Raw genomic sequence first — 12,010 nt, 5'->3', positions numbered from 1 at the left:
GACGGGCGTGGGATGATCGGCGAGTGCGATCCGGTCCTGGACGATCCCGCCGACTCGGCGCGAGCCGTCGCGCCGTCGATCGTCTGTCGGTGGTGCGCTGGGTCATCCTCGGCGTGTGGGCCGCGCTCCTCGTCGTCCGCGTCTCGCTCGGCACCTGGGATCCGCACACGAACCTCACCCTGCTCGGCAGCGTGCAGGTCGCCTCGGTCGTCGTCGGTGTGCTCGTCGTCGTCGCCGGACTCCGCCAGTCATGGGTGGCGCGTCGTCGTCGTGTCGACGAGGCACTCGGCGCTGCCGTCCGACGGTTCGACCCGACCGTGCGGCTCGTCCCCGCGGTCCCGACCGACGAGCTCCGTGCCTCGGTCGCGGCGGAGCACGCCGAGATCGTGCTGCCGACGAGCGTGATGTGGGGGTTCGGGGCGACCGAGGCGTCGCTGTGGCAGCTCGACGGGAACCGGGCGACCCGTGTGCTCGTGATCGGCTGGGACCGCGTCGTGCACGTCGCGCTCGAAGCCCCGGACGACACGGGCTCGCGCGGCGGCCGTGCGGCCGTCGTGGCGATCCACTACATCGGGCCGGACGACAACGGGGCCGTGGCCTCGTTCCTCGTCCGGCGGGGGCTCGGCTCGCCGCGCGTCCTCGGACGCGAGCGCCGGGTGGAGCAGCTCGTGCGGGACCTCACCGCCGAGCGCATCACGCTCTGAGGCGCTCGCGTCCGCCGGGGGCGGGGACCCGCGCCGGGCCGCCGCCGAGCCTCCAGGCCGGACGGCACGTGCCCGACGCCGCTAGTGCGTCGAGGGGTCCTGCTCGACCTCGCGGCGGTCGTCGTCGGACCACAGCGTGTGGAACGTGCCCTCCTTGTCGATGCGCTGGTAGGTGTGCGCCCCGAAGAAGTCGCGGAGACCCTGGATGAGCGCCGCCGGGAGACGCTCGGAGGACAGCGAGTCGAAGTACGCCAGGGCGGAGGAGAACCCGGGAGCCGGGATGCCCGACGCTGCCGCGAGTCCGACGATGCGGCGCCAGGCTGCCTCGCCCTCCTTGACCGCGTCCGCGAAGTACGGGTCGACGAGGAGCGACTCGAGCTCGGGGTTCTTGTCGTAGGCCTCGACGATGCGGTTCAGGAACTGCGCGCGGATGATGCAGCCACCACGCCAGATCTTCGCCATGTCGCCGAGGGCGATGTCCCAGTCGTACTCCTTCGCCCCCGCGATGATGAGGTCGAAGCCCTGCGCGTAGGCCACCACCTTGGACGCGTAGAGGGCGGCGCGGACGTCGTCCTCGAACCCCTCCGGCGCGGTGGGGATGTCCGGGCGGTCCGGGAACGCCTTCCGGACGGCCTCGCGCTGCTCCGGCTTGCTCGACACCGCACGGGCGAACACGGCCTCGCCGATGCCGGAGACCGGGATGCCGAGTCCGACCGCGTTCTGCACGGTCCAGACGCCGGTGCCCTTCGATCCGGCCTGGTCGAGGATGACGTCCACCAGGGCCTTCCCGCTGTCGGGGTCCTGCTGCTTGAGGACCTCGCCGGTGATCTCGATGAGGTACGACTCGAGGTCGCCGTCGTTCCACTCCTCGAACACCTTGACGAGCTCGTCGGTGGAGTGCCCGCCGACCCGGCGCAGCAGGTCGTACGACTCGGCGATTAGCTGCATGTCGGCGTACTCGATGCCGTTGTGCACCATCTTGACGAAGTGGCCAGCGCCGTCCGTGCCGACGTGGGTCACGCACGGCTCGCCCTCCGCGACGGCGGCGATGGACGTGAGGATCGGGCCGAGCGTCTCCCAGGCCTCGTCGGACCCGCCCGGCATGATCGACGGCCCCTCGAGCGCGCCGACCTCGCCGCCGGAGATGCCGGTGCCGACGAAGTTGATCTGCTTGTCCTTGAGGTCCTTCTCACGTCGGATGGTGTCGTGGAAGTTCGCGTTGCCGCCGTCGACGATGATGTCGCCCGGCTCGAACCGCTCGGCGAGCTGGCTGATGACGGCGTCGGTGCCCTTGCCGGCCTGCACCATGATGATGGCCGTCCGGGGCTTCGACAGCGACGCGACGAAGCCGTCGATGTCCTCGGACGCGATGAACCCCGCGTCGCCGTGCTCCTCCATGAGCTCCTGCGTCCGCGCGTACGTGCGGTTGTAGACGGCGACCGTGTTGCCCTCGCGGCTCGCGAGGTTCCGCGCGAGGTTCGACCCCATCACCGCGAGGCCGACGACCCCGATGTTCGCCTGCTGGTCCTGTTGTTCTCCGGCCACCGTGTTCTCCTTTGTCCTGACATGGAGGAAGATCCCGATCCGAGCCTATGAGGGCAGTCCGGATCGCGTCCAGGCGGTGTTCATCCTGGGACTCCCGACGGGCGCGGTTCGTACTGTTGAGGCATGACCGATCCGATCGTCGTGGTTGCCACGTTGCGTCCCGAACCCGAATCCGCCCAGGAACTCGAACGACTCGTCGAGGAGTACGTCCCGCACGGTCAGGAGGACGAGGGCAACCTGCGGTACGCGTTGCACGAAGCCGGGCAGGGCGTGCTCGTCATCATCGAGCAGTGGGCGTCGCAGGACGCGCTCGAGGCGCACGGCGCGAACCCCGCCTTCACGGCGTTCTCCACGGCGGCCGCCGAGCTGCTGGCGAGCCCGATCGAGGTCCGCGTGCTCCGTCCGCGACCCGTCGGCGACGGCGCCAAGGGCGCCCTGTGAGCAGCGTCGGCGCACCGGTGCTGGTGATGGGCGTGTCCGGGTCCGGCAAGTCCACGGTCGGCGCGGCGCTCGCCGAGCACTGGGGCGACGACGCCGAGTTCGTCGACGCCGACTCCCTGCACCCGGAGGCGAACAAGGACAAGATGGCCGCCGGCATCCCGCTGACCGACGAGGACCGGTGGCCCTGGTTGGACCTCTGCGCCCGGAGGATCCACGAGGTCCAGGCGACCGGCAAGCGCTGCGTGATGGCGAACTCCGCCCTGAAGCGCGTCTACCGCGACCGGCTCCGCAGTGTCGACGAGGACCTGTTCATCGTGAGCCTGTCGGGGCCGCACGAGCTCATCGCCGACCGGCAGCGGCATCGGCAGCACGAGTACATGCCGAACTCGTTGCTCGACTCGCAGTTCGCGACGCTCGAGCCGCTGCAGTCCGACGAGCCCGGTGTCGTGGTGCACATCGACGGGCCGGTCGACGAGACCGTCCGGGACATCGAGGCCGCGCTCCTGGTGCACGCCGACCGCTGAGTGTCCCGGACCATCGGTCACTTCCGGCTGAGCTCGGACAGCCGTGCGCGGTACTCCTCGGCATCCACCTCACCGCGGGCGAACCGGTCGGCGAGGACGCTCCGCGCATCCGAGCGAGCGCGCCACGAGCCGCGGCGGACGACGCCGAACACGAGGAACAGCGCGACGAGCACCACGAGGAAGAACAGCGGGAACAGGAACGGACCGGGACCGAACCCGGGTCCGCCGTGCCAGTGCTGCGCCGTGCCGGCGGCGGTGACGACGAGCGGTGATGCGGCGAGTGTCGTGAACATGGGGTCCTCCTGGGGACTGGTGGGCTGACGGACCGCGACGACGGTTCGCCGCGGTCCCTCAAGCGTCGCCGGGGAGCGTCCCGGACGCATCGTCCCGCGGTCCGCATCCTGGTCTGCTCCGAGCGTTGTACGCGGCCCTGCGGATCGACGCCGCCTACGACCGCGGGCGCAGGCCGGAACTCCGCCCACGTGCCGATGGGCACGGCGCCACGGGGAACCTAGGCTCGACCCGTGGACATCGACGAGCACGGGCGTACCGGGCAATCGGAGGGGCGCCGGCCCGGGCGTCGCGTCCTGCGCCGCGTCCCGCGTCGCGTCCCGCGCCGCGTCCCGCGCCGTGTCACGCGTCCGTCCGCCCGGCCGGGCACGGACCGCACACCGCTCTCCGCTCCCCGTCGGTTCGCCCGGACCGGTCGAGTCATCCCCGTCGCGGTCGTCCAGATCGGCGGGACGATCGTGTTCTCGCAGTTCGGCAGGGCCGCCGGCGAGCACGCGGGGCGAGTCGGACCGGGTCCGTTCGGCGACGGGGGCGGTCCGGGTCCGTTCGGTGCCGTCGATCCCGTCGTCCTGACACCGGTCGCGATCGTGCTGCTCATCGCCGGGGTGCTCGCGTTGCCGTTCCGGTACCGGGCGCCGGTCGTCGTGCTCGCGGTCACCCTCGCGACCACGATCGGGTACGCCGTCGTCGTCACCCCGCGTGGGCCCTTCGTCGCCGCGTTCACGATGGCGCTGGTGCACGCCGTGTTCGTCCTGCGACGACGCGAGGCGGTGGTCGCCGGGGCGGCGGCGGTGCTCGTCCTGCCGTGGACGGACGTCATGACGGGACGCAGCACGGTCCTGCCGTGGGGCACCACGGTGTTCGCGCTCGCCTGGGTGGTGGCGACGATCTCGATCGCCGAGCTCGCCCGCATCCGGATCCTCCGAGCGGTCGAGTCGAGACAGGCGCGCGTCGATGCCGAGGTGCGTCGAGCGAACGAGGAACGCGTCCGGATCGCGCGCGAACTGCACGACTCCGTGGCGCACAACATGTCGCTCATCAACCTGCAGGCGGGGGTGGCGCTGCACCTCGGCTCCTCGCTCCCGGAGTCGACGCGGGAGTCGCTGACGAACATCCGGGACGCCAGCCGGGACGCGCTCGTCGAGCTCCGGGCGGTGCTGGGCGTGTTGCGCGGCGTCGACGCCGTCCCCGTCACGGCGGAGCGTTCACCGACGCCGGGACTCGACCGGGTGCCGGAGCTCGTCGAGCGCGCTCGGGCGGCCGGACTGTCGGTGTCGCTCGAAGTGGTCGGCGATGTGACGTCCGTCGGCGGGATCGTCGACCGGAGCGCGTTCCGCATCGTCCAGGAATCGATCACGAACGTGATCAAGCACGCGCCGGGACACGCGGCCGCGATCCGGATCGACGTCGGCACCGACGTCGTCGAGCTCGAGGTCGTGGACACCCCGGACGGGATCGTCGGCGACCCGGCGGCGACGGCCCTCCCCACCGCTCCCGGCAACGGGCTGATCGGCATGCGGGAGCGTGCCGGGGCGGTCGGCGGGACGTGCTCGGCCGGACCGCTCCCGACCGGCGGGTGGGTGGTCCGTGCGCGCCTGCCCCGGGGTGGTGCCGAGGACCTGTTCGAGACACCGACGCACCGGACGACAGGAATGCAGCCCGGATGACCGACACCCAGGACACGGCCCGTCCCGACACGATCGGCATCGTCCTCGTCGACGACCAGATGCTCATCCGGGCCGGCCTCCGTGCGCTCCTCGGCGCCGAACCGGACATGGCGGTCCTCGGCGAGGCCGGCGACGGAGCCGCCGCGGTCGAGGTCGTCCGGGCGATGCGACCGGACGTCGTGCTCATGGACGTCCGGATGCCCGGCGTCGACGGCATCGAGGCCACACGGCGCATCTCGGCCGACCCCGCGCTCGGCAGCGTGCACGTCGTGATCCTGACGACGTTCGAGGAGGACGACTACGTGTTCGATGCGCTCCGCGGTGGTGCGAGCGGGTTCCTCGTCAAGGACACCGAGCCCGCGGAGCTGATCCGTGCGGTCCGGACCGTCGTCGCGGGGGAGTCCCTGCTCTCACCCGGTGCGACCCGGTCCCTCGTCGAGGCCTTCGCGACGCACTCCAAGCCGTCGGCGCTCGCCCCGGAGCTCGACGTCCTGACCGGCCGCGAGCGCGAGGTGATGCGCGCCGTCGCTGCCGGCCTGTCGAACGCGGAGATCGGTGCGAGGTTGTTCATCAGTCCGGCCACCACGAAGACGCACGTCAGCCGGGCGATGATCAAGCTCGGCGCGCGGGACCGGGCACAGCTCGTCGTGTTCGCCTACGAGACGGGACTCGTCCAGCCGGGCTGGCAGCCCTGACCCGCTCCGGGCGCCGGGCCTGCCGCGAGCGTGCACTTCGGCCCGGTCCGTACGGCGAGCACCGGGCGGAACTGCACGCTCGACGGCCCGAGCCCGAGCGCGGCAGTGCGAGTCCGTCCCGCGCGACGGGCCCCTCCCGAGCGTGCACTTCGGCCCGGTCCGTACGGCGAACTCCGGGCGGAACTGCACGCTCGATGGCCCGAGCCCCCGGCCCGCCCCGAGCCCCCCGCACCCGAGCCCCGCGCACCACCCCGGCCTACAGCTTGAACGTCGCGCGCGGGATGTCGGACACGATCCGCCGCGCGGTCCGGACGGCGTCCTCCTCGGAGATCTGGTGCGTCACGACGAGATCGGCCAGGTACGCCGCATCGACCCGCCGGGCCATGTCGTGCCGCGCCGGGATCGAGCAGAACGCGCGGGTGTCGTCGATGAACCCCGAGGTCTTCGTGAACGACACCGAGTCGGTCACGGCCTCGCGGTACCGGCGGATCGCGGCCGGGGTGTCGATGAACCACCAGGGCGCACCCGCGTACACGGCGGGGTAGAACCCGGCGAGGGGCGCGATCTCGCGGGAGAACACGGTCTCGTCGACGGTGAACAACACGAGGTGGAACCCGGCGGCGGTCCCGAAGGCCTCGAGCAGCGGGCGGAGCGGCGTCGTGAACGACCCGACAGCGGGCAGGTCGTGTCCGGCGTCCGGACCGAACCGCTCGAGTGAGGGCCGGTGGTGGTTCCGGATGACCCCGGCGTGCAACTGCATCACGAGACCGTCCTCCACGCTCATCTCCGCCCAGCGGTGGAGCATGTCGTGCCGGTACGCGACGGCGTCCGCCGCGGAGACCGAGGACGGGTCCCGGAGTGCGATCGCGTGGATCCGCTCCCGGTCACCGGCGGACAGCGGCGCAGAACCCGCGTCGATCACACCGGTGTCGGTGGCGGTCGCGCCGTGCTCGATGAAGAACTGCCGTCGCGCGCGGAGGGCTCTGAGCAGTCCGTCGGAGGTCCCCGTGTCGATCCCGGCGGCCTCCCCGATCGAGGCGACCGCGGGCCTCCAGGCCGGTGCCGACGGATCGAAGACGGCGTCCGCACGGAACGTCGGGACGACGCGGCCACGGAACGTCGGGTCCGCCGCGAGTGCCGCGTGCGCGGCGAGGTCGGACGACGGGTCGTCCGTGGTCGCGAGCACCTCGATGCCGAACCGGTCGAACAGCGCGCGAGGCCGCATGGCGGGGGTCGCGAGCGCGGCCGCGAGCTGGTCGTACTGGTCGTCGGCGTTCGCCGCCGACGGGACCTCGGTGAGCCCGAACACGTCGTGGAGTTCCGTCTCGAACCAGGACCGGACCGGGGTGCCGAGGAAGTCGTCCCAGTGTTCGGCGAGCCTCCGCCAGACGGATCGGCCGGGAGGCGCGGCTGACGGACCCGGGACCGGCGCACGGCCGAGCGCGTCCAGGGGCACGCCGTTGGCGTGCAGCAACCGCAGCACGTAGTGGTCCGGGGTGATGAGCAAGGCGGCCGGGTCGTCGAACGGTCTGTCGTCGGCGAGCATCGCGGCCGGGACGTGTCCGTGTGGGGAGATGATCGGCGCGTCGACGACCTCGCGGTGGATCGTGCGGGCGACGGCGCGTGCTGCCGGATCGGCCGGGAACAGGCGGTCCGGGTGCGGGGCGAGTGCGCGTGGGTGCGGGGTCGGGTCGGTCATCGTCGAGTCCGTTCAGTCGGCTGCAGGGGTGTGGACCGGTGCCGGGCCGGTCGAGTCACGCACGGTCAGGTGGGTGGGGAGCACCACGGCGTCCCGCATCGTCTCGCCGGGGATCCCCTCGGACGGCACCACGCCGAGCCGGCCGAGCAGCATCGACACGGCGACCCGTCCGGCGCGTTCGATCGGCGAGGTCATGGTGGTGAGCGGCGGGTTGCAGAAGTCCGCGCCGAAGATGTCGTCGCAGCCGACGACGCTCATCTCGGCGGGGACCCGGACCCCGCGCTCACGCAGTCGGCCGAGCATCCCGATCGCGATCAGGTCGTTGAAGCAGATGCAGGCGGTCGCGCCGGAGTGCACGGCCGCGTCGGCAGCGGCCGCGCCGGAGTCGACGAACGGTGCGAACGGCCCGATCCGGACGACCCGGATCCCGAGTCGCTTCGCGCCGGCCACGAGCGCTCGCCATCGCCGCTGGTTCGACCACGACGTGTCCGGTCCGGCGACGTAGAGGACGTCCCGGTGCCCGAGCGACACGAGGTGGTGCAGCGCTTGTTCGACGCCGCCGGGGGTGTCGATGAGCACCGACGGGACGCCGGCCGGACGGCGGTTCACGACGACGAGCGGGGTGCGTTCGGCGATCTTCGCGATCTGCGCGTCGGACAGGCGGGACGCGGTGAGGACGGCGCCGTCGGCCTTCGCAGCGAGCGCGGTGAGGGCACGCATCTCGGCGTCGGCGGATTCCTGCGTGTCGACCAGGAGCTGCGTCCACCCGGCCCCGGCGAGCTGGTGCTGCGTGCCGCGGATGACGTCGAAGTAGAAGGGGTTCGTGATGTCGGAGACGAGCACCGCGACGGCTCGGGTCCGCGCGGAGGTCAGCGCCCTGGCCGGGGAGTTCGGGACGTAGCCGAGTTCCCGTGCGGCCTCCTGGATGCGCTGCTGCGTCGCGGCGTTGACCCGGTCGGGCAGGGAGAGCGCGCGCGACACCGTCGAGGGCGCCACCCCGGTGGCCCGCGCGACGTCACGGATCGTGACCTTCGTCGTCGACATGATGTGCACGCTAGGCCGGTCTGGCAACAAACGGCAACCGATTGCCGTCGCGTTGCCACCGGTCCGAGACTGATGGTCATCCGGCAGTGTCGCCGGTCCCAGCGGGTCCCGGAGGAGGAGACGGCTCGATGAGGAGAACCAGCAAGCTCGCCGTGGGCGCGGCGATCGTCGCGGCTGCCGTCCTGGCGCTCCAGGGCTGCGCGGTCGTCGACGGCAGCGGGGACGACCCGGACACGCTCCGGGTGATGATCGGCGCGAACACCACCTACCCCGAGCAGTACGCGCAGTGGCAGCGCGACGTCGCCGCCGAGTTCCACCGCAAGACCGGTGCGGACGTCCAGTTCGAGACCTACGCCTCGGGACAGGAGGAGCTGACGGCGATCCAGACCTCGGTGATCTCCGGCCAGGGTCCGGACGTCTACTCGATCGGCACCACCTTCACCCCGACCGCCTACGCCACGGGGGCGTTCGTCCGGCTGACCGACGCCGACTGGGACGCCGTCGGCGGCAAGGACCGGTTCTCGGCGGCCACGCTCGGCATCTCCGGGCCGTCGTCGAGCAGGCAGATCGGGATCCCGCAGCACTCCCGTCCGTTCGTGATGGCGGTCAACAAGAGGATCCTCGCCGAGCACGGCATCACGGAGATGCCGACCACCTGGGACCAGCTCACCGCTGATGCGAGGGCGACGACGGGCGACGGCACGTACGGACTCGCGGTCGCCTACGCCGACGGGTTCGACCCGTGGAAGTACGTGTGGGGGATGTCCCAGAACGCCGGCAACCACATCGTCGACGGCTCGACGGCGACGATCGACCGACCCGCGGTCCAGAAGGCCTACCAGACGTACTTCGACTGGATGACGAAGGACGAGGTCGTCGACCCCGCGGCCGTCGGGTGGAACAACTCGCAGGCGCTCGCCGCGTTCGCCGACGGCAAGGCCGCGTTCTTCCCGATGACCACGACGACGGCGATCCCGAACCTCGACAAGTCCCCCGTCGCGAACGACTACGAGTTCGCCGTGCTGCCGACGGTCCCGCCGGGCGCGGACACCCGTCCGGCAGGCGGGGTCGCCGCCGCGAGCATCCTCTCCGGCGACAACCTCGTCGTCGCGAACTACTCCAGTGCCGAGAAACAGCAGCTCGCGTTCGAGTTCGTCAACGAGATCACCACCGCATCGGCGCAGAAGCACTACTACGAGCTGTTCGGCGACCTGCCGACGAACAAGACGGCCGCGGGCGAGCTCGCGGCCGAGAACCCGAAGCTCGCTCCGATCGTCCAGGCGGGCACGCTCTCCGAGCCGACGGCCTTCACCGGCGCGTGGGCCGACATCCAGCTCGCGCTGGTCAACGTCGTCACGCAGTCGATCCCCGGGCTCAAGGCCGGCGACGTCAGCGACGCAGCGCTCGGACAACGGCTCGCGGCGGCGCAGAAGGACGCCACCGGGTCGATCCAACGGCAGAAGAACGGAGGCCTCTGATGGCGCTGCACGCCCCGGACGCCGTGACGCGTCCGCTCGACCGGACGGGTCCGGCGCGCCCACCGCGGAACCACGCCCCGCACCGCACCCCGCTCTCACGGCGACAGCGTCCGCTCTGGATGCTCCTGCCCGGTGGCGTCCTCATGGTCGTCGTCATCGTGGTGCCGCTGCTCGTCGGCGTGTTCATCGCGCTGCTCGACCTCGACCAGTACACGCTCCGCGACTGGCTCCAGGCGCCGTTCGTCGGACTCGCGAACTTCGGCGAGGCGATCACGGACTCGCCCCTGCTGCACTCCGTGTGGGTGTCGTCGTCCCTCGCCGTGATCGTCACCGCGGTGTCGCTCCCCATCGGGGTGGCCGCCGCGATCGCCACCCAGAACGCGTTCCGGGGGCGGGGGCTCGTCCGCTCGGCGTTCCTCGTGCCGTACGTGCTGCCGCAGTTCGTCACGGCGACGGTCTTCCGCACGATGCTCCAGCCGGACGGGGTCGTGAACCACTCGCTCGGCACGGACGCCCTCTGGCTGAACGGCCCGGGGAGCTACTGGGCGCTGTGCGCGGTGATGATCTGGATGTCGTGGCCGTTCGTCTACCTGCTCGCCCTCGCCGGCCTCCAGTCGGTCGACACCGAGGTGCACGAGGCCGCCGCGATCGACGGAGCGCTCTGGTGGGCGAAGCTGCGGTACATCGTGTTCCCGTACCTGCGCGGCCCGATGGCGCTCGCGATCATCCTCGGCGTCCTGCACGCGGTGAACGACTTCACCCTGCCCTTCGTCCTGTTCGGCATCCCGACGCCGGCGAGCGTGGAGGTCATGCCGGTGCTCACCTACATCGCCAGCTTCCAGAGCTTCCGCTTCGGGCTGTCCGCCGCCATGGCCATCCTGTCGCTCGTGATCGTCGCCATCCCGCTGTTCGTGTACCTCAGGGTCGTCAAGCTGGACACGGGAGAGAACGCATGACCACTGCATCCGTGGACCCCGTCACGCTCACCGAGAGCGTCACCGTGCCACCGGGGCGGAAACCTCACGTCCGTCGGGAGACCGACGTCACCCGACTGCTGCCCCGCTGGCTGCTCGTCGTGGTGATCGCCCTGCTGCTGCTGTTCATCGCGGTGCCCGTGCTGTTCATCCTGTTCGGGTCGCTCAACTCGGACGTCGCGGTGGCGCGCGGCGACTTCTGGCCCTCCCAGTTCACCTGGGCGAACTACGCGGACATCTGGTCGACGGTCGCGCTCGGCCGAGGGCTCGTGAACAGCCTGCTGACGGCCGGGGCGGTCGCGATCGCGAGTGCGGGCCTCGCCGTGACCACCGCCTACGTGCTCGTCCGGTTCCAGTTCCTCGGGCGGGTCACGATCCTCCGCGGACTCCTGGCGCTGCAGTCGATCCCGGGCACGTTGCTCCTGCTCCCGGTGTTCGTGGTGTTCTCGAACATCGCGTCCGCGACCGGTCTGCACGTCATCGGATCGCGCTGGGGCCTGTTCGTGACGTACCTGACGTTCGCGTTGCCGTTCTCGACCTGGGTGATGGTCACCTACCTGCGCGGCCTGCCCCGCGAGCTCGAGGAGGCTGCCCGGATCGACGGCGCCTCGAACACGCGGATCCTCACCCGGATCGTGCTGCCGCTGTCCTGGCCCGGGATCGTCGTCTCGGCGATCTTCGCGTTCCTCCTCGGGTGGAACGACGTGCTGTTCGCGTCGATCATGACGACGCCGAACACCCGCACGATCGCCGTGGCGTTGCAGACGTTCGGCGCGACGCAGGAAGGCGGGGCGATCCCGGTGTACGGGCAGATGATGGCGGCGTCGATCATCTGCGCGCTGCCGGTCGTCGTGCTGTACCTCGTGTTCCAGCGGTACCTGGTGGGCGGGCTGACCGCCGGGTCCGTCAAGTGAGCGGCTCCTGCACAGCGCGCCGGTTCCGCCAGTT

Annotated in this window: 12 protein-coding genes; 8 read left to right on the top strand and 4 right to left on the bottom strand. The window is 71.3% G+C overall.

Annotation, left to right across the window (positions count from 1 at the left end; translation table 11 throughout):
* The first annotated feature begins 89 nt into the window (after positions 1 to 89).
* Positions 90 to 704: a hypothetical protein gene (locus ACO0E0_RS09955; protein ID WP_422871246.1), complete on the top strand. Its 615-nt coding sequence runs from the start codon at positions 90 to 92 to the stop codon at positions 702 to 704.
* 81 nt (positions 705 to 785) lie between these two features.
* Here the strand turns inward: ACO0E0_RS09955 and gndA are convergent, their stop codons facing one another.
* A complete protein-coding gene (gene gndA, locus ACO0E0_RS09950) occupies positions 786 to 2,249 on the bottom strand; it encodes an NADP-dependent phosphogluconate dehydrogenase (RefSeq protein ID WP_422871245.1) in 1,464 nt (487 codons plus the stop codon).
* Positions 2,250 to 2,372: 123 nt separating this feature from the next.
* On the opposite strand from gndA, the gene ACO0E0_RS09945 reads away from it, so the two are divergent.
* Entirely contained in the window at positions 2,373 to 2,690 is a 318-nt protein-coding gene (locus ACO0E0_RS09945) for a putative quinol monooxygenase (RefSeq protein WP_422871244.1), read from the top strand.
* The gene (locus ACO0E0_RS09940; protein ID WP_422871243.1) at positions 2,687 to 3,214 is read left to right on the top strand and encodes a gluconokinase; all 528 of its coding nucleotides are present in this window, start codon (positions 2,687 to 2,689) and stop codon (positions 3,212 to 3,214) included. Before ACO0E0_RS09945 ends, ACO0E0_RS09940 begins: the two co-directional genes overlap by 4 nt.
* Before the next feature lie 17 nt (positions 3,215 to 3,231).
* Here ACO0E0_RS09940 and ACO0E0_RS09935 read toward each other — a convergent pair whose 3' ends face one another.
* Positions 3,232 to 3,507 (bottom strand): SHOCT domain-containing protein, encoded by a 276-nt coding sequence (locus tag ACO0E0_RS09935; protein ID WP_422871242.1) that lies wholly within the window; start codon positions 3,505 to 3,507, stop codon positions 3,232 to 3,234.
* 231 nt (positions 3,508 to 3,738) lie between these two features.
* On the opposite strand from ACO0E0_RS09935, the gene ACO0E0_RS09930 reads away from it, so the two are divergent.
* Together ACO0E0_RS09930 and ACO0E0_RS09925 are read left to right on the top strand one after the other, a co-directional pair.
* Positions 3,739 to 5,172 carry a sensor histidine kinase gene (locus tag ACO0E0_RS09930; RefSeq protein ID WP_422871241.1) on the top strand — a complete coding sequence of 478 codons (1,434 nt, stop codon included), beginning with the start codon at positions 3,739 to 3,741 and terminating at the stop codon, positions 5,170 to 5,172.
* Positions 5,169 to 5,867 carry a response regulator transcription factor gene (locus ACO0E0_RS09925; protein WP_422871240.1) on the top strand — a complete coding sequence of 233 codons (699 nt, stop codon included), beginning with the start codon at positions 5,169 to 5,171 and terminating at the stop codon, positions 5,865 to 5,867. Before ACO0E0_RS09930 ends, ACO0E0_RS09925 begins: the two co-directional genes overlap by 4 nt.
* A gap of 256 nt (positions 5,868 to 6,123) precedes the next feature.
* Here the strand turns inward: ACO0E0_RS09925 and uxaC are convergent, their stop codons facing one another.
* Both uxaC and ACO0E0_RS09915 read right to left on the bottom strand, forming a co-directional pair.
* On the bottom strand, positions 6,124 to 7,566 hold the full coding sequence (uxaC, locus tag ACO0E0_RS09920) for a glucuronate isomerase (protein WP_422871239.1): 1,443 nt from the start codon (positions 7,564 to 7,566) through the stop codon (positions 6,124 to 6,126).
* Positions 7,567 to 7,578: 12 nt separating this feature from the next.
* Positions 7,579 to 8,610: a LacI family DNA-binding transcriptional regulator gene (locus tag ACO0E0_RS09915; RefSeq protein WP_422871238.1), complete on the bottom strand. Its 1,032-nt coding sequence runs from the start codon at positions 8,608 to 8,610 to the stop codon at positions 7,579 to 7,581.
* Between the two features lie 128 nt (positions 8,611 to 8,738).
* Between ACO0E0_RS09915 and ACO0E0_RS09910 the strand changes: the two genes are divergently transcribed.
* From ACO0E0_RS09910 to ACO0E0_RS09900, 3 genes are read left to right on the top strand one after another with little or no spacing between them, the layout of a single operon-like run.
* The gene (locus ACO0E0_RS09910; RefSeq protein ID WP_422871237.1) at positions 8,739 to 10,088 is read left to right on the top strand and encodes an ABC transporter substrate-binding protein; all 1,350 of its coding nucleotides are present in this window, start codon (positions 8,739 to 8,741) and stop codon (positions 10,086 to 10,088) included.
* On the top strand, positions 10,088 to 11,044 hold the full coding sequence (locus ACO0E0_RS09905) for a carbohydrate ABC transporter permease (RefSeq protein WP_422871236.1): 957 nt from the start codon (positions 10,088 to 10,090) through the stop codon (positions 11,042 to 11,044). Before ACO0E0_RS09910 ends, ACO0E0_RS09905 begins: the two co-directional genes overlap by 1 nt.
* On the top strand, positions 11,041 to 11,976 hold the full coding sequence (locus ACO0E0_RS09900; protein ID WP_422871235.1) for a carbohydrate ABC transporter permease: 936 nt from the start codon (positions 11,041 to 11,043) through the stop codon (positions 11,974 to 11,976). The genes ACO0E0_RS09905 and ACO0E0_RS09900 overlap by 4 nt, the downstream gene beginning before the upstream one ends.
* Positions 11,977 to 12,010 lie beyond the last annotated feature (34 nt).

This window comes from Curtobacterium phyllosphaerae, from assembly GCF_049341865.1.
GTDB lineage: Bacteria > Actinomycetota > Actinomycetes > Actinomycetales > Microbacteriaceae > Curtobacterium > Curtobacterium phyllosphaerae.
Note: the sequence above shows the minus strand (reverse complement) of the source record. Positions and strands in the feature narration are given on the sequence as shown.

Bases quoted from the DNA above. Each gene is read 5' to 3' on its own strand.
- ACO0E0_RS09945 (WP_422871244.1), top strand. From the start codon at position 2,373: ATGACCGATCCGATCGTCGTGGTTGCCACGTTGCGTCCCGAACCCGAA.
- ACO0E0_RS09935 (WP_422871242.1), bottom strand. From the start codon at position 3,507: ATGTTCACGACACTCGCCGCATCACCGCTCGTCGTCACCGCCGCCGGC.
- ACO0E0_RS09925 (WP_422871240.1), top strand. From the start codon at position 5,169: ATGACCGACACCCAGGACACGGCCCGTCCCGACACGATCGGCATCGTC.
- uxaC (WP_422871239.1), bottom strand. From the start codon at position 7,566: ATGACCGACCCGACCCCGCACCCACGCGCACTCGCCCCGCACCCGGAC.
- ACO0E0_RS09915 (WP_422871238.1), bottom strand. From the start codon at position 8,610: ATGTCGACGACGAAGGTCACGATCCGTGACGTCGCGCGGGCCACCGGG.
- ACO0E0_RS09910 (WP_422871237.1), top strand. From the start codon at position 8,739: ATGAGGAGAACCAGCAAGCTCGCCGTGGGCGCGGCGATCGTCGCGGCT.
- ACO0E0_RS09905 (WP_422871236.1), top strand. From the start codon at position 10,088: ATGGCGCTGCACGCCCCGGACGCCGTGACGCGTCCGCTCGACCGGACG.
- ACO0E0_RS09900 (WP_422871235.1), top strand. From the start codon at position 11,041: ATGACCACTGCATCCGTGGACCCCGTCACGCTCACCGAGAGCGTCACC.